This window comes from Ottowia pentelensis, from assembly GCF_964341695.1.
Window position 1 is genome coordinate 1,861,197 of record NZ_OZ224513.1, and the last position, 14,615, is coordinate 1,875,811.

General features: G+C 70.5%; 14 protein-coding genes and 1 pseudogene. 10 read left to right on the forward strand and 5 right to left on the reverse strand.

Annotation, left to right across the window (positions count from 1 at the left end; genetic code table 11):
• The first annotated feature begins 17 nt into the window (after positions 1 to 17).
• The 7 genes from ACWHMB_RS09070 to ubiD all read left to right on the forward strand — a co-directional run bounded on the left by ACWHMB_RS09070 (position 18) and on the right by ubiD (position 7,404).
• On the forward strand, positions 18 to 1,157 hold the full coding sequence (locus tag ACWHMB_RS09070) for an HlyD family secretion protein (protein WP_377479627.1): 1,140 nt from the start codon (positions 18 to 20) through the stop codon (positions 1,155 to 1,157).
• Positions 1,154 to 2,629: an efflux transporter outer membrane subunit gene (locus tag ACWHMB_RS09075; RefSeq protein ID WP_377479623.1), complete on the forward strand. Its 1,476-nt coding sequence runs from the start codon at positions 1,154 to 1,156 to the stop codon at positions 2,627 to 2,629. The genes ACWHMB_RS09070 and ACWHMB_RS09075 overlap by 4 nt, the downstream gene beginning before the upstream one ends.
• A 189-nt stretch (positions 2,630 to 2,818) precedes the next feature.
• Positions 2,819 to 3,862, forward strand: coding sequence for a ubiquinone anaerobic biosynthesis protein UbiU (gene ubiU, locus ACWHMB_RS09080; RefSeq protein WP_377479620.1), 1,044 nt, complete (start codon positions 2,819 to 2,821; stop codon positions 3,860 to 3,862).
• Positions 3,863 to 3,876: 14 nt separating this feature from the next.
• A complete protein-coding gene (locus ACWHMB_RS09085) occupies positions 3,877 to 4,776 on the forward strand; it encodes a U32 family peptidase (protein ID WP_377480761.1) in 900 nt (299 codons plus the stop codon).
• 17 nt (positions 4,777 to 4,793) lie between these two features.
• A complete protein-coding gene (ubiT, locus tag ACWHMB_RS09090; RefSeq protein WP_377479617.1) occupies positions 4,794 to 5,285 on the forward strand; it encodes a ubiquinone anaerobic biosynthesis accessory factor UbiT in 492 nt (163 codons plus the stop codon).
• On the forward strand, positions 5,282 to 5,866 hold the full coding sequence (locus tag ACWHMB_RS09095; RefSeq protein WP_377479614.1) for a UbiX family flavin prenyltransferase: 585 nt from the start codon (positions 5,282 to 5,284) through the stop codon (positions 5,864 to 5,866). Before ubiT ends, ACWHMB_RS09095 begins: the two co-directional genes overlap by 4 nt.
• A gap of 53 nt (positions 5,867 to 5,919) precedes the next feature.
• Positions 5,920 to 7,404: a 4-hydroxy-3-polyprenylbenzoate decarboxylase gene (gene ubiD, locus ACWHMB_RS09100; RefSeq protein WP_377479611.1), complete on the forward strand. Its 1,485-nt coding sequence runs from the start codon at positions 5,920 to 5,922 to the stop codon at positions 7,402 to 7,404.
• Positions 7,405 to 7,409: 5 nt separating this feature from the next.
• On the opposite strand, the gene ACWHMB_RS09105 is transcribed toward ubiD, so the two are convergent.
• Entirely contained in the window at positions 7,410 to 8,480 is a 1,071-nt protein-coding gene (locus ACWHMB_RS09105) for a quinone-dependent dihydroorotate dehydrogenase (RefSeq protein WP_447648512.1), read from the reverse strand.
• Between the two features lie 43 nt (positions 8,481 to 8,523).
• Between ACWHMB_RS09105 and rpiA the strand changes: the two genes are divergently transcribed.
• Complete coding sequence (gene rpiA, locus ACWHMB_RS09110; RefSeq protein ID WP_377479605.1) at positions 8,524 to 9,213, forward strand: ribose-5-phosphate isomerase RpiA; 690 nt, start codon at positions 8,524 to 8,526, stop codon at positions 9,211 to 9,213.
• Here rpiA and ACWHMB_RS09115 read toward each other — a convergent pair.
• Positions 9,191 to 9,598 carry an MAPEG family protein gene (locus tag ACWHMB_RS09115; RefSeq protein ID WP_377479601.1) on the reverse strand — a complete coding sequence of 136 codons (408 nt, stop codon included), beginning with the start codon at positions 9,596 to 9,598 and terminating at the stop codon, positions 9,191 to 9,193. The two genes, rpiA and ACWHMB_RS09115, sit on opposite strands and share 23 nt — an antisense overlap.
• 186 nt (positions 9,599 to 9,784) lie before the next feature.
• Here ACWHMB_RS09115 and ACWHMB_RS09120 point away from each other — a divergent pair, with 186 nt between their 5' ends.
• On the forward strand, positions 9,785 to 10,897 hold the full coding sequence (locus ACWHMB_RS09120) for a hypothetical protein (RefSeq protein ID WP_377479598.1): 1,113 nt from the start codon (positions 9,785 to 9,787) through the stop codon (positions 10,895 to 10,897).
• An 18-nt stretch (positions 10,898 to 10,915) separates the two neighbouring features.
• Here ACWHMB_RS09120 and ACWHMB_RS09125 read toward each other — a convergent pair whose 3' ends face one another.
• Together ACWHMB_RS09125 and ACWHMB_RS09130 are read right to left on the reverse strand one after the other, a co-directional pair.
• On the reverse strand, positions 10,916 to 11,566 hold the full coding sequence (locus tag ACWHMB_RS09125; protein WP_377480829.1) for a hypothetical protein: 651 nt from the start codon (positions 11,564 to 11,566) through the stop codon (positions 10,916 to 10,918).
• Positions 11,567 to 11,581: 15 nt separating this feature from the next.
• Positions 11,582 to 11,650, reverse strand: a pseudogene (locus ACWHMB_RS09130) (zinc-ribbon domain-containing protein); the annotation flags it as partial.
• Positions 11,651 to 11,791: 141 nt separating this feature from the next.
• Here ACWHMB_RS09130 and ACWHMB_RS09135 point away from each other — a divergent pair.
• Positions 11,792 to 13,063, forward strand: coding sequence for an Nramp family divalent metal transporter (locus ACWHMB_RS09135; protein ID WP_377479596.1), 1,272 nt, complete (start codon positions 11,792 to 11,794; stop codon positions 13,061 to 13,063).
• A 6-nt stretch (positions 13,064 to 13,069) separates the two neighbouring features.
• Here the strand turns inward: ACWHMB_RS09135 and trhP are convergent, their stop codons facing one another.
• Positions 13,070 to 14,446 carry a prephenate-dependent tRNA uridine(34) hydroxylase TrhP gene (trhP, locus tag ACWHMB_RS09140; RefSeq protein WP_377479593.1) on the reverse strand — a complete coding sequence of 459 codons (1,377 nt, stop codon included), beginning with the start codon at positions 14,444 to 14,446 and terminating at the stop codon, positions 13,070 to 13,072.
• Between the last annotated feature and the right edge of the window lie 169 nt (positions 14,447 to 14,615).

Below are 14,615 nucleotides of genomic sequence, written 5' to 3' on the forward strand. Positions count from 1 at the left end.
TCCTTTTGACGACCCCCATGAGCGCCACACCCACTCCCTCCACCGCGGCAGCGCCTCCCGCCGCCGCTCCGGCCGCGCCCGCGCCCGGCCCCTCGCCCACGCCCAAGAAGGTGCGCCCCAGCCTGCGCAGCGCGCTGCTGATGACCGCCGTGGGCCTGGTGGGCATCACGCTGGTGCTGCGTGCCTGGCAGGTGGGGCCGTTTCAAACCGGCGACATCTCGACCGACAACGCCTACGTGCGCGGCCAGGTCACCGTGCTGGCGCCGCAGGTCAACGGCTATGTCACGCAGGTGCTGGTCAAGGACTACGAACGGGTCAGCGCCGGCCAGCCCCTGGTCAAGATCGACCCGCGCATCTACGAGGCCAACCTGGCCCAGGCCGAGGCCCAACTGGCCAACGCCAGGGCGCAACGGGCCAATTCGGCCCAGACCCAGGCCCAGAACCACGCCACGCTGCAGGCCCGGCAGGCCAGCCTGGCGGCGGCCAAGGCCGAATCGGCGCGCGCCCAGGCCGAGCTGCACCGGGTGGAAGAGCTGGCCCAGCGCGGCTCGGTGTCGCTCAACGAGCGCGACAAGGTGCGTGCCACCGCCCGCCTGGCGGCAACCAATGTCGAAAAGGCCCAGGCCGACATTTCCATCGGCAACGAAGCCATCAAGGCCACGTCGGTCAACCGCGGCGCGCTGGACGCCGCCGTGCAGATGGCCGAGGCCCAGGTGCGCCTGGCGCGCATCAACCTGGACAACACCACGGTGCACGCCCCCAGCGACGGCCAGGCCAGCGAGGTGACGGTGCGCAAGGGCCAGTACGTGGCGGCGGGCAGCCAGCTGATGTACGTGGTGCCGCCGCAGCTGTGGGTGGTGGCCAACTTCAAGGAAACGCAAACCGCCCATGTGCGCATCGGCGAGCCGGCCAGCTTCACCGTCGATGCCCTGGAAGGGGCCCGGCTCAGCGGCAAGGTGCTGGAGATCGCGCCCGCCACCGGGTCGGAATTCGCGGTGCTCAAGGCCGACAACGCCACCGGCAACTTCACCAAGGTGGTGCAGCGCCTGGCGGTGAAGATCGCCATCGACCCCGGCCAGACCCTGGCCGCGCGCCTGCGCCCCGGCATGTCCGTCATCGCGCATGTGGACACGGCCGACGAAGGATCGAAACCATGACGCCCCGAGTTTTGGCCCATGCCGCCGCGGCGTCGATGCGCCGGGCACGGCGGCTGCCACTGGTCATGGCCATCGCCGGCGCCCTGCTGGCCGCCTGCGCCCCCTTGCCCCGCGCGGTGCCGGACAACGCGCAGGTGCAGCTGCCCGCGCAGTGGAGCGTGCCGGCCGCGCGCGCGGCCGACGCGCAGGCCGGCACGCCGATCGCAGCGGATTGGTGGACCCAGTTGGGGGACACCCAACTCGACGACCTGGTGGCGCAAGCCCTGGCCAACAACACCGACGTGCTGACCGCCCTGGCGCGCGTGCGTGAGGCCCAGGCCAGCCTGGCGGTGACCGATGCCGCGCGCGGCCCCAGCGTCAACGCCGCGCTGGGCGCGCAGGTCGGGCGCAGCCTGGGCCCCTTCGGACCCTCGCAAACCCGCTCGCTGCAGCCCGGCCTGCAAGCCAGTTGGGAGCTGGATCTGTGGGGCCGCCTGTCCCAGCAAAGCCAGGCCGCCGCCGCCCGCGTGCAGGCCAGTGATGCCGACCGCGCCGCCGTGCAGCTGAGCGTGGCCGCCACCACGGTGCAAGCCTACGTGGGCCTGCGTGCGCTGCAGGAGCAGCTGGCCATCAGCCAGGCCACGGTGCGCTCGCGCGAGCAGGCGCTGCAACTGGCGCGCGACCAGGTGCGCGTGGGCTACATCTCGCTGCTGCAGCAGACCCAGGCCCAGGCCGAATACGACAACGTGCAGCAGCAGGTGCAGCAGTTGCAATGGCAGATCGACAAGCAAAGGGCGACGCTGAACCTGCTGCTCGGCCAGGCCGGCGGCCACGAGAACCTGGCGGCGCCCCCGGCTCATCGTCTGCAGGATTTGCCCTTGCCCGCCGTGCCCGCCAGCCTGCCCTCGCAGCTGCTGGAGCGCCGGCCCGACATCGCGCGTGCCGGCTACCTGCTGGCGGCCAGCGACCACGCCCTGGCCGCCCAGCGCGCCGCCTTTTTGCCGCAGGTCAACCTGAGCGCCAGCGCTGGCAGCCTGGTCATCAACGCCTTGCACTACAACCCGCTGACCGTCTGGAGCCTGGGCGGCAGCCTGCTGGCCCCGCTGTTCAATTCCGGCCGCCTGGAGGCCCAGGTCGACGCCGCCACCGCCCAGCGCGACCAGGCCGCCTACGCCTACCGCGGCGCCGTGCTGAACGCCTTTGCCGACGTCGAAAACGCCCTCACCGGCACCGCCCGCCTGGCGGCCCAGACGGTGCACGCCACCCAGCGGCGCGACGTGCTGCAGCAAAGCCTGGGCTACGCCCGCGACCGCTACGAGGCCGGCTATGCGTCCTATCTGGAGGAACTGGACGCCCAGCGCAACCTCTATGCCGCCCAGCTCGAGGTGGTGCGCTTGCACCAGGCCGAGCTGGACAACCGCGTGGCGCTGTACAAGGCGCTGGGCGGTGGCTGGCAGGCCTCGGCGGCGGCCGGACAAGTCGGTATGCATTGAGCCGATGGCGCCGGTCGGCGGCAGCGCCGACAGAGTGTTCGGGGCGCTTGGGCGGTGTCTCGATGGTTTCCGCGCCGCGGCGGAATGCGGTAGGGCAGGGGTCATTGCGCGGTCCGTTGATCGAAGTCAGATCAAGGTCTTTGCAGGCTGCCTAAGGTAGCCGGGCTTTCCTCTTCGACCCACACCATCGTGACCGCATCCGCCAGCCCGCCCGCATCCGCCACCCGCACCGCCCCCGAGCTGGTCTGCCCCGCCGGCAGCCTGCCGGCGCTCAAGGCCGCCATCGACCATGGCGCCGACTGCGTCTACCTGGGCCTGCGCGACGCCACCAATGCGCGCAACTTCGCGGGCCTGAACTTCGACGAAACCGCGATCCAGAACGGCATCGCCTACGCCCACGGGCGCGGGCGCAAGGTGCTGATGGCGCTCAACACCTACCCGCAGGCCAGCAACCCCGCGCCCTGGCGCAGCGCCCTGGATCGCGCCAGCGCCTGGGGCGTGGATGCCGTGATCCTGGCCGACCCGGGGCTGATGCGCCATGCCGCGGACAAGCACCCGGACTTGCGCCTGCATCTGTCGGTGCAGGGCTCGGCCACGAATGCCGACGCCATCAACCTGTACCAGCAGCAGTTCAACATCCAGCGCGCCGTGCTGCCGCGCGTGCTGTCGCTGGAGCAGGTCAAGCAGGTCACGCAGCGCACCAGCGTGGAGATCGAGGTCTTCGGCTTTGGCAGCCTGTGCGTGATGGTGGAGGGGCGTTGCGCGCTCTCGTCCTACGCCACGGGCGAGTCGCCCAACACCCATGGCGTGTGCTCGCCGGCCAAGTTCGTGCGCTGGAAGGAGACCCCCGCCGGCGTCGAGTCGCGCCTGAACGGCGTGCTCATCGACCGCTATGGCACGGGCGAGAACGCCGGCTACCCCACGCTGTGCAAGGGGCGCTTCGACGTCGGCGACGAGAGCAACTACTACGCGCTGGAGGAGCCCACCAGCCTGAACACCCTGGAGCTGCTGCCGCAGCTGGTGAAGATGGGCGTGCGCGCCTTCAAGATCGAGGGTCGCCAGCGCAGCCCCGCCTACGTGGCCCAGGTCACCCAGGTCTGGCGCGAGGCCATAGACCACTGCATGGCCCAGGGCCACCTGTACGCGCCCAAGACCGCCTGGATGGCCAGCCTGGATCAGGTCGCCGAGGGCCAGCAGCACACGCTGGGCGCCTACCACCGGCCGTGGAAATGATGGAAAGCAAGATGATGAAACTGGCCCTGGGCCCGCTGCAGTACTACTGGCACCGCGACACCGTCTTCGAGTTCTACCAGGCCATGGCCGAAACGCCGGTCGACATCGTCTATCTGGGCGAGGCCGTGTGCTCACGCCGTCATGAGCTCAAGCAAAGCGACTGGCTGGACATCGCGCGCATGCTGCGTGGCGCCGGCAAGGAAGCGGTGATGTCCACCATGGTGCTGCTCGAATCCACCGCCGACGTGGCCGACATGCACAAGATCGTGCGCGATGAGGAATTCCTCATCGAGGCGAACGACATGGGGGCCGTGCACAAGCTGGCTGGCAGGCGGGCGTTCGTCGCCGGGCCGCAGCTCAATGTCTTCAACGCTGATACCCTGGCCTGGATGGCCGGCCTGGGCGCGCGCCGCTGGGTCATGCCGCTGGAGATGCAGCACAAGGTCCTGGCCCTGCTGCTCCAGGACCGGCCCGCAGGACTGGAGACCGAAGTCTTCGCCTACGGCCGCATGCCGCTGGCGTTTTCGGCGCGCTGCTTCACGGCGCGCCACTACAACCTGCCGAAGGACGACTGCGGCTTTCGCTGCATCGAGCACCCCGATGGCCAGTTGCTGCAGACGCGCGAGAAAGAAGCGTTCCTGGTCATCAACGGCATCCAGACCCAGTCCGCGCGCGTGCACAACCTGATCCAGGACATCCCTTCGCTGCGCGCGGCGGGCGTGGAGATCCTGCGCCTGTCGCCGCAGTCGCGGCACATGGCGCAGGTCATTGCCGCGTTCGACAGCGCCAGGCGCATGGGGCAGGCCGAGCCCGAGGCGCTGCAGGCCATGCGCCCCTTCATGCCCGACGCGCCGTGCAACGGCTACTGGCACGGCAAGCCGGGGCTGGACCTGATCGAGCCCGCGCTGGCCTGAACCGCAAGGACCCATCCATGAACGCCTCTCTGCCGAACCCCTTCACCCTGCCGCGCCCCGTGGGCGCCGTGCTCGCGCGCCTGCCGGCCTACCCCGGCTCCATGCTGCTGGTGACGGCGATCAACTTGGCCCTGGCCCGGCAATTGCCGCAGGACGTGAAGGACATGCTGCAGGGCAAGCAGCTGGCCATCCGCGTGCGCGACGCGCGCCTGGGCTTCGACTTCACCTGGAACGGCCGGCGTTTTGCGCCCAGCTCGCCGCACGCTGACCCGGACCTTGCCATCAGCGCCAACGCGCAGGACTTCCTGCTGCTGGCCCAGCGCCGGCAGGACCCGGACACCCTGTTCTTCAACCGCCGCCTGGTGATGGAGGGCGACACCGAGCTGGGCCTGGTGGTGAAGAACGCGCTCGACGCGCTGGAGCTGCCCGTGCTCGACCCCGCGCATTGGAGCCCGCGCGCCGTGCTGGCGCGCATGCCGGGCATGGCGTCGCGCCGGGCGCGCCCATGACGGCGCCGCGCCGCATCGTCGTCGGCCTCTCGGGTGCCAGCGGCGCCGTCTATGGCGTGGCGCTGCTGCGGGCGCTGCGCGCCATGGCGGGCGTCGAATCGCACCTGGTCGTGTCCGACGCCGGCTGGCTGAACATCGCGCACGAGACCGAGCTGGCGCGCCCCGAGGTCGAGGCGCTGGCCCACGTGGTGCACGACAACGCCGCCATCGGCGCCAGCATCGCCAGCGGCTCGTTCGGCGCACAGGGCATGGTGGTGGCGCCGTGCTCCATGCGCACGCTGGCGGCCATCGCGCACGGCCTGTCGGATTCGCTGCTCACGCGCGCCGCCGACGTGATGCTGAAGGAGCGCCGCCGCCTGGTGCTGCTGGCGCGTGAATCGCCCCTGCATCTGGTGCACCTGCGCAACATGGTCACGGTGACCGAGATGGGCGCCATCGTCTGCCCGCCCATGCCCGCGTTCTACCAGCGCCCGCGCACGGTAGATGACATCGTGCAGCACGCCGTGGCGCGCGCGCTGGACCTGCTGGGCCTCGACAACGACCTGGCGCCGCGCTGGCCGGGCTTGCCACAAAAATCCTGATTTGATAGCTGCTCGCGCTTGATGGGCGGGCGCCAGAGCCAGATTTGACCAAGATGCCGTACCGCGACCTGCGCGACTTCATGACCCAGCTGGAGGCCGCGGGCGAACTGCGCCGCATTGCCGAGCCCGTATCGCCCCGCCTTGAAATGACGGCGCTGGCCGACCGCGTGCTGCGCGCGGGCGGCCCGGCCCTGCTGTTCGAGAACCCCACGGGCCATGCCATGCCGGTGCTGGCGAATCTGTTCGGCACGCCCGCTCGTGTGGCACGCGCGCTGGGCGTGGCCGGGCTGGCCCAGGTTCGCGCCTTCGGCGAGGTGCTGGCGCAGCTCAAGGAGCCCGAGCCGCCGCGCGGCATGAAGGACCTGTGGGGCCGCCGCGATCTGCTCAAGACGTTGTGGAGCATGGCCCCCGCCGTGGTGCGCCGCCCGCCCTGCCAGCAGGTGGTGTGGGAGGGCGATGACGTCGACCTGACCCGCCTGCCCATCCAGCACTGCTGGCCGGGCGACGTGGCGCCGCTCGTCACCTGGGGCCTGACCATTACGCGCGGGCCGTTGAAGAAGCGCCAGAACCTGGGCATCTACCGCCAGCAGATGCTGTCAAAGAACCAGCTCATCCTGCGCTGGCTGTCGCACCGCGGCGGCGCGCTGGACTTTGCCGACCACTGCCGGCTGCACCCCGGCCAGCCCTACCCCGTGGCCGTGGCCATTGGCGCCGACCCGGCCACCATTCTGGGCGCCGTCACGCCCGTGCCCGACACGCTGTCGGAATACCAGTTCGCCGGCCTGCTGCGCGGCGCGCGCACCGAGGTGGCGCCCGCTTTGAGCGTGCCGCTGTCGGTGCCCGCCAGCGCCGAGATCGTGCTCGAAGGCCACATCCACCCCGACGCCAGCCACGCCAGCGGCTGGCAGCACGCGCTCGAGGGCCCCTACGGCGACCACACCGGCTACTACAACGAACGCGCCGAGTTCCCCGTGTTCACCGTCGAACGCATCACGCAGCGCGAAGACGCGATCTACCACAGCACCTACACCGGCAAGCCGCCCGACGAGCCGGCCATGCTGGGCCTGGCGCTCAACGAGCTGTTCGTGCCGCTGCTGCAGCGCGCCTTCCCCGAGATCCTGGACTTCTACCTGCCGCCCGAGGCCTGCAGCTATCGCATGGCCGTGGTGCGCATCAAGAAGGCCTACGCCGGCCACGCCCGGCGCGTGATGATGGGCGTGTGGAGCCACCTGCGCCAGTTTCTGTACACCAAGTTCATCGTCGTCGTCGATGAGGACGTGGACGCACGCTCCTGGCCCGAGGTCATCTGGGCCATGAGCACGCGCATGGACCCGGTGCGCGACACGATGCTGATCGAGAACACCCCCATCGACTACCTCGACTTCGCTTCGCCCGTGGCGGGCCTGGGCGGCAAGATGGGTCTGGACGCGACCAACAAATGGCCCGGCGAAACGCAGCGCGAATGGGGCCGCCCGATCGCCATGGATGCGGATGTCAGCCGGCGCATGAACGCGCTGGCCGATGCGCTGGGCTTGTAGGCGGCTCAGGCCTTGGCGTGTGCCCGCAGCGCCTGCGCCACCTCGGCCACCAGCGCCGGCCCCTTGTAGATCAGGCCGGTGTAGATCTGCACCGCGTCGGCCCCGGCCTCGATCTTGGCCAGCGCATCCGCCCCGCTCAGGATGCCGCCCACGCCGATGATGGGAAAGCCCTGGCCCAACGCGGCGCGCAGCTGGCGGATGACGCGGTTGCTGGCTTCGCGCACCGGCGCGCCCGACAGGCCGCCGGCCTCCTGGGCGTGGGGCTGGCCTTGCACGGCGTCGCGCGCCAGTGTGGTGTTGGTGGCGATCACGCCTTCGATGGCGTGCTTTTGCAGCGCGTCGGCAATGGCCTGCACCTGCGACTCGTCCAGGTCGGGTGCGATCTTCAGAAACAGCGGCACGCGCCGGGCGTGCTCGTCGGCCAGCTCGGCCTGGCGCGACTTCAGGGCCGCCAGCAGGGCGTCCAGCGCGGCGTCGCTCTGCAGGTCGCGCAGGTTCTTGGTGTTGGGGCTGGAGATGTTGACCGTCACGTAGTTGGCGTGCGGGTACACGCCGGCCAGGCCGATCAAATAGTCGTCCGTCGCGCGCTCGATCGGTGTCACCGCGTTCTTGCCGATGTTCAGGCCAAGAATCATGCGCTGGCCCGCTCCAGTCTTGCGTGGGTCGCTATGAAACCGGGACTTTTCGACGTTGGCCACGAAGGCCTGCAGGCCCTCGTTGTTGAAGCCCATGCGGTTGATCAGCGCCTCGCGCGCCGGCAGGCGGAACATGCGCGGGCGCGGGTTGCCGGGCTGCGCCAGCGGGGTGACGGTGCCGACTTCGACAAAGCCGAAGCCCATGGCCGCCAGGCCGTCGATGGCGCGTGCGTTCTTGTCCAGCCCGGCGGCCAGGCCCACGCGGTTGGGCAGCGCCAGGCCGGCCAGCGTGACGGGATCGTGAACGCGCGCGTTGCACCAGGCCCATTGCAGGGGCGTGCCGGCCCCGCGCGCCAGCATGTCGATGGTGTGCTCGTGCGCCGTTTCGGGATCGAGGCTGAACAGAAAGGGCCGCGCGAGGCCGTAGGGAACGAGTGCCATCGGATAATTCTTGCTGGTCGGATCAAACAGGAAATTGTCGCAAATGACGCAGGACGAATTGAAAGCCATGGTGGGGCGCGCGGCGCTGGACTACGTGGAGGCCGGCCAGATCGTGGGCGTGGGCACGGGCTCCACGGTCAATCATTTCATCGACGCGCTGGCCGGCATCAAGGACCGCATCCCCGGCGCCGTGTCCTCGTCCGAGGCGTCCACCGCGCGCCTGGCGCGGCACGGCATCGCGGTGTTCGACTGCAATGCGGTGGGCGAGCTGGCGGTCTACATCGACGGCGCCGACGAGATCGACGGTGCGGGCTGCATGATCAAGGGCGGCGGCGCGGCGCTGACGCGCGAGAAGATCGTGGCGGCGCAGGCGAGGCGCTTCGTCTGCATCGCCGACGCCAGCAAGCGCGTGCCGGTGCTGGGGCACTTTCCGCTGCCGGTGGAGGTGATCCCCATGGCGGCGCAGCGCATCGTGCGGCAGTTCGCCGCGCTGGGCGGGCAGGCCACGCTGCGGCTGCAGGATGGCGCACCCCTGGTGACCGACAACGGTCAGCACATTCTGGACGTGCGCGGCCTCGCGATCGCCGACCCGCTGGGCTTCGAGAGCGCGGTCAACCAGTGGCCTGGCGTGGTCACGGTGGGGGTATTTGCGCACCAGCGGGCCAGCGTTTGCCTGCTGGGCACGGCAGATGGGGTGCAGACCCTGCGCTTCACGCCATCAACAGGCGGATGACCCAGTAGACGCCGATCAGCGTCTGCACCGCGAAGGCCGTAAAGCGCAGGCTGACGGCGCGCGCCGAGGTCGAGACCAGGTGGATGACCGACTGCACCAGCCGCGCCGCCAGCAGCGCCAGCGCGAGCGGGTCGGTGACGGCGGCGTGACCCGCCACCACGGCCAGCAGCAACAGCCCGCCGAAGATCGGCAAGCCCTCCAGGCAGTTGGCGTGCGCCCGCGCCAGCCGCTGCATGAAGGGCGACAGCCGCGAGTTGCCGGGATCGAAGCCGTTGGCCGGCACGCGGCCGGTCACTACCAGGCGGGTGCGCAGCACCTCCATCAGCACCAGCAAGAGCAGCGTCCAGGCGATGAAGCCCAGCAGGGCCAGCAGGGAGGGCGACATGGGGGAGTCTCCTGAGGTGGCGCGGGGCCGGTGGCCCGAAGGCTAGCGCCGGGCGAGCGCGACGGCAAGCGTGACGTTTGCTTGCGATTGGCACGCGCGCTTCATCGGCCGGAAACGGCATCCCTCTACCGTCGGCTCTGGCACGCGCGGACGTGCCGCACGGAAACAACAATCAGGAGACACATCATGCGAACGATCGACGAGGGACCTGGCCCGTTGCCGGCCGGGCGTTTGGCGGCGTGCACGGCCGGCGCGTTGCTGCTGGCGCTGGGCCTGGGCGCCTGCGGCGGCGGCTCGGACGACACGCCGGCGCCACCGCCCGCGCCCGCGCCGTCACCCGCGCCGGCCCCGGCGCCCGCACCAACTCCCGCCGGCCCCGACCTGGCCACCCGCAGCAGCGCGGCAGCGGCCACGGCGCAAGGCAGTGCCAACGCCTGCGCGCCGATCCAGCCCTTCTATTGGGAAGTCGGTGACGTGGACGGGCGCTTGGCCTCGGGCTCGGTGCCGGCAGCCGGCGGCGCGCCCGTCTACACCGGCTCGACGGTGATGGCCATCGCCTCGGCCTCCAAGTGGCTGTACGGCGCCTACGTGGTGCAGTGGCGCCAGGGGCAGCTGACGGACAGCGACGTCAAGTTCCTCACCTTTCGCAGCGGCTACACCAGCTTCTCGCGCTGCCTGCCGGGGCAGACGGTGGATGCCTGCGAGGCCTATCAGAACAACGGCGTGTATTCGCCCCGCACCGACGGCTATTTCTCGTACGGCGGCGGCCACATGGAAAAGCACGCCAGCCAGATCGGCCTGGGGCCGGCCGACAACGCGAGCCTGGCCGCGGCGCTGCAGGGGCAGCTGGGCAGCGACATCGCGCTGACCTACACCCAGCCGCAGCTGGCCGGCGGCGTGGCCACCAGCGCCGACAACTACGCCGTCTTCCTGCGCAAGATCCTGTCGGGGCAGCTGCTGATGAAGGCGGCGCTGGGCACGCACGCGGTGTGCACCAATCCCGCCACCTGCGCGCAGGCGCTGAACACGCCGGTGCCGTCCAGCGAGAGCTATCACTACTCGATCGGCCACTGGGTGGAGGACGACCCGGTCAACGGCGACGGCGCCTTCAGCAGCGCCGGGGCCTTCGGCTTTTACCCCTGGATCGACGCCAGCAAGAGCTGGTACGGCATCGTGGCGCGCAAGGACGGCAGCCGCATCGCCGACCCGAACAACCCCGACGCGGCGGGGCACGGCTTCGATTCGCTGCAGTGCGGGCGGCTGATCCGCGCCGCGTGGATGGATGGCGTGGCGCGCTGAGCCTGCCGGCGCGGGCGATCAGCCTTCGCCCGAGCCGCGCCGCATGGCGTCCTGCTGCTCGTGCATGCGCGCGCACTGCGGGTGGCTGCCCATGCCGGGTTTGCTGCACTCGGTCTGCATGCAGTAGCCCCTGGCGACGAAGCTCTTGTCCGCGCACAGCTCGCGCGGCGGGGCGGGGCGCGGGGCCAGCACCGGCACCGGGGCCGGGGGCTCGGGTGCTTGCTGGGCCACCACCGGTGCCGGTGGCGGCGCGGGCTCGGGGCTGGCCTTGGCCGGGCGCCGGCGCGCCGCGGGCTTGGCGGCGGGGGCCGCGTCGGCCACCGGGGTGGCACTGGCGGCGGGCTGGGCGGCTGGCGACTGCAACGGCTCCAGGTCGGCAGCGGCCTGCGCCAGGGCGGCGGATTCGGGGGCGGGCACCAGCTCCGCGGTCGGTGCAGGGGGTGCGGCTTGCGCGGCGGCCAGTGCGGGCGGCGGCGCGACGGGCGCGGGGGCGTCGGCGCGCGTGCCCCACGGCCCCAGCGCCAGGAGGAGCCCGGCCAGCACGGCAACCCCCACCACCGCGCCCAACAGCATGCGCCGGCGGCGCGGCGCTTCGGGCTGGGCCTTGGGGCGACGCTTGCGCCGGCGCTTGGGGGCTTCCAGGGCGGCGGGCTCGGTCGCGGCGCTCAAGGGCACCATCTGGTGCGCGCACTTGAGGCAGAACTTGGCGGAGTCGCGATTTTCAGCGCCGCACTGGGGGCAGATCCGGGACATGCGTGCAGGGGTCGGCGGGGATGGCGTTGGCGGGCGGGTGAATGAATTGCTTCAAAGTGTAAAGCTTTTGTGGCTTGGCGCAAGACGGGTACGAAAAGCGGCGGGCGGCGCCCAAGGACTCGCGGATACTCGCGTCCCATCATGACCGCTGCCAAGCCCGAATCCCTCGATCGCGTGCAACGCGGCCTGCGCCAGCTCGGCCCGGGCCTGATCACCGGCGCGGCGGACGACGACCCCAGTGGCATCGCCACCTATTCGCAGGCCGGCGCGCAGTACGGGCTGAACATGCTGTGGACGGTGGTGCTGGCGCTGCCGCTGATGGTGGCCATCCAGATGGTGAGCGCGCGCATCGGCTACGTCACCGGGCGCGGCCTGTCGGAGAACATGCGCGACGCCTACCCGCGCTGGGTGGTGCACGTGTGCGTGGGCCTGCTGGTGATGGCCAACACGCTCAACCTGTCGGCCGACATCGCCGCCATGGGCGAGGCGCTGCGCCTGCTGGTGGGCGGCTCGGCGCACATCTATGCGGTCACCTTCGGGCTGCTGTGCCTGGTGCTGCAGGTGTTCTTGCCCTACGAGCGCTACGTGCGCTGGCTCAAGTGGCTCACGCTGTCGCTGTTCGCCTACGTGGCGGTGGTGCTCACCTTGCACATCGACTGGCTGGCGGTGGCGCGGGCTGTGGTGTGGCCACAACTGTCGATGGATCACCAGGTGTTCCTGACCGTGGTGGCGGTGCTGGGCACCACCATCAGCCCCTACCTGTTCTTCTGGCAGGCCAGTCAGGAGGTGGAAGACAAGAAGCCCGGCGTGCACAGCGCCGAGGAGGTGCGCTTTCACCTGCGGCGCATCCGCACCGACACGGTGATCGGCATGGGCTTCTCGGAGGTGGTGGCGTTCTGCATCATCCTGGGCACGGCCGCCACGCTGTACGCCGCCGGCGTGCGCGACGTCGAGACCGCCGCCCAGGCGGCCGAGGCGCTGCGGCCGGTGGCGGGCGACTTCGCCTTTCTGGTGTTCGGCCTGGGCATCATCGGCACCGGCATGCTGGCGGTGCCGGTGCTGGCGGGCTCGGCCGCCTACGCGGTGGCGGGCGCCGCGGGCTGGCACGGCAGCCTGTCGCAAACGCTGCGCCGGGGCGAGGGACGGGGTTTCTACAGCGTGATCGCGGCGTCCACCGTGGGCGGGGTGATCCTGTGCTTCACGCCCACCACCGCCATCGAGGAGCTGTTCTGGTCGGCCGTCATCAACGGCGTGGTGGCCGTGCCCATCATGGCCGTGCTGATGCGCCTGGCCAGCCGCCCCGACGTGATGGGCGAGCACGTCATCGGCCGGCGCGTGCGCTGGCTGGGCTGGCTGGCCACCGTGTGCATGGCGCTGCCGGTGATCGGGCTGGCCCTGACCTGGAAGTCTTGAGCAGCCTCAGGCGGGCACGCCCGGCGGCGCCTGCAGGCGCGCGATCAGCGCGTGCTCGGCCGGGCCTTCGACCGGAATCCACACATGCAGCGGGTTGCCCGGCGCGACCTGGATGGCCTGGCCCTCGGCGTTTTTCATGGTCGTGAGCTGCACGGTGCGGTTGCCCGCGGGGTGGATGATCTCGATCCAGTCGCCGACGGCAAAGCGGTTCTTGGTCTCGACCTCGGCCCAGCCGCCGGTCACGGCCTTGACCTCGCCCACGAACTGGCTGCGCGTGGCCACCGAGTGGCCGGTTTCGTAGTTTTGGTAGTTCTGAGCCGGGCGCCGCTCCAGAAAGCCGCTGGTGTAGCCGCGGTTGGCGAGGCCTTCCAGCTCGGTGATCAGGTGCGGGTCGAAGGGGCGGCCGGCCACCGCGTCGTCGATGGCGCGGCGGTACACCTGCGCGGTGCGTGCCACGTAGTACTGGCTCTTGGTGCGGCCCTCGATCTTGAGCGAATCGACGCCGATCCGGGCCAGCTTCTCCACCAGCTCGACCGCGCGCAAATCCTTGCTGTTCATGATGTAGGTGCCGTGCTCGTCTTCCATGATCGGCATCAGCTGGCCGGGGCGGCCTTCTTCCTCGATCAGGTAGACCTTGTCGGCCGCGGGGTGGCGTGCCGGCCGGGCGGTGCCGGCCTCGTCGGCGCGCTCCTGCTCGGCGCCGAACGAGAAGCCCTGCAACTGCTCGCCGCGCGCCAGCGCCTCGCCGGTGTTGGGGTCGACGTCGGCGTCCTGCGTCTTGTAGTTCCAGCGGCAGGCGTTGGTGCAGGTGCCCTGGTTGGGGTCGCGCCGGTTGAAGTAGCCCGACAGCAGGCAGCGGCCCGAATAGGCGATGCAGAGGGCCCCGTGCACGAACACCTCCAGCTCCATGTCGGGGCATTCGTTGCGGATCTGCTCCACCTCGGCCAGGCTCAGCTCGCGCGAGAGGATGATGCGTGCCACGCCCACGCGCTGCCAGAACTTCACCGCCGCCCAGTTGGTGGTGTTGGCCTGCACCGACAGGTGGATCGGGATGTGCGGCCACTTCTCGCGCACCTGCATGATCAGGCCCGCGTCGGCCATGATCAGCGCGTCGGGCGCCAGCTCGATCACCGGCTGCAGGTCGCGCAGGTAGGTGCGCAGCTTGTCGTTGTGGGCCAGCAGGTTGCTGGTGACGAAGAACTTCTTGCCGCGCGCGTGCGCCTCGGCAATGCCTTGCTGCAGCTGCTCCAGGCGAAATTCGTTGTTGCGCGCGCGCAGGGAGTAGCGCGGCTGGCCGGCGTACACGGCATCGGCGCCGAAGTCGTAGGCGGCGCGCATCTTGTCCAGGCTGCCCGCGGGCAGCAGCAGTTCGGGGGCTTTCATGGGGCGGCATTTTCGCCGGTTTCGTCGCGCCCGCGGCGTGCCGCCGGGGCCTTGGTGGCATCGGCCGGCTTCTTCAACGCTGCACAATCGGTAGCTGGTGGCGAAGGGTGGGTGCGGGCTGAAAGCCCATTTTGCTTGTAGCGGCATGGCGCGGGGTGATCCGCGCGGG

Excerpts from the sequence above, each read along its gene's own strand:
- ubiD (WP_377479611.1), top strand. The coding sequence starts at position 5,920 with ATGCCGTACCGCGACCTGCGCGACTTCATGACCCAGCTGGAGGCCGCG.
- ACWHMB_RS09120 (WP_377479598.1), top strand. The coding sequence starts at position 9,785 with ATGCGAACGATCGACGAGGGACCTGGCCCGTTGCCGGCCGGGCGTTTG.
- ACWHMB_RS09085 (WP_377480761.1), top strand. The coding sequence starts at position 3,877 with ATGAAACTGGCCCTGGGCCCGCTGCAGTACTACTGGCACCGCGACACC.
- trhP (WP_377479593.1), bottom strand. The coding sequence starts at position 14,446 with ATGAAAGCCCCCGAACTGCTGCTGCCCGCGGGCAGCCTGGACAAGATG.
- ACWHMB_RS09070 (WP_377479627.1), top strand. The coding sequence starts at position 18 with ATGAGCGCCACACCCACTCCCTCCACCGCGGCAGCGCCTCCCGCCGCC.
- ACWHMB_RS09135 (WP_377479596.1), top strand. The coding sequence starts at position 11,792 with ATGACCGCTGCCAAGCCCGAATCCCTCGATCGCGTGCAACGCGGCCTG.
- rpiA (WP_377479605.1), top strand. The coding sequence starts at position 8,524 with ATGACGCAGGACGAATTGAAAGCCATGGTGGGGCGCGCGGCGCTGGAC.
- ubiT (WP_377479617.1), top strand. The coding sequence starts at position 4,794 with ATGAACGCCTCTCTGCCGAACCCCTTCACCCTGCCGCGCCCCGTGGGC.
- ACWHMB_RS09075 (WP_377479623.1), top strand. The coding sequence starts at position 1,154 with ATGACGCCCCGAGTTTTGGCCCATGCCGCCGCGGCGTCGATGCGCCGG.
- ACWHMB_RS09095 (WP_377479614.1), top strand. The coding sequence starts at position 5,282 with ATGACGGCGCCGCGCCGCATCGTCGTCGGCCTCTCGGGTGCCAGCGGC.
- ACWHMB_RS09115 (WP_377479601.1), bottom strand. The coding sequence starts at position 9,598 with ATGTCGCCCTCCCTGCTGGCCCTGCTGGGCTTCATCGCCTGGACGCTG.
- ACWHMB_RS09105 (WP_447648512.1), bottom strand. The coding sequence starts at position 8,480 with ATGGCACTCGTTCCCTACGGCCTCGCGCGGCCCTTTCTGTTCAGCCTC.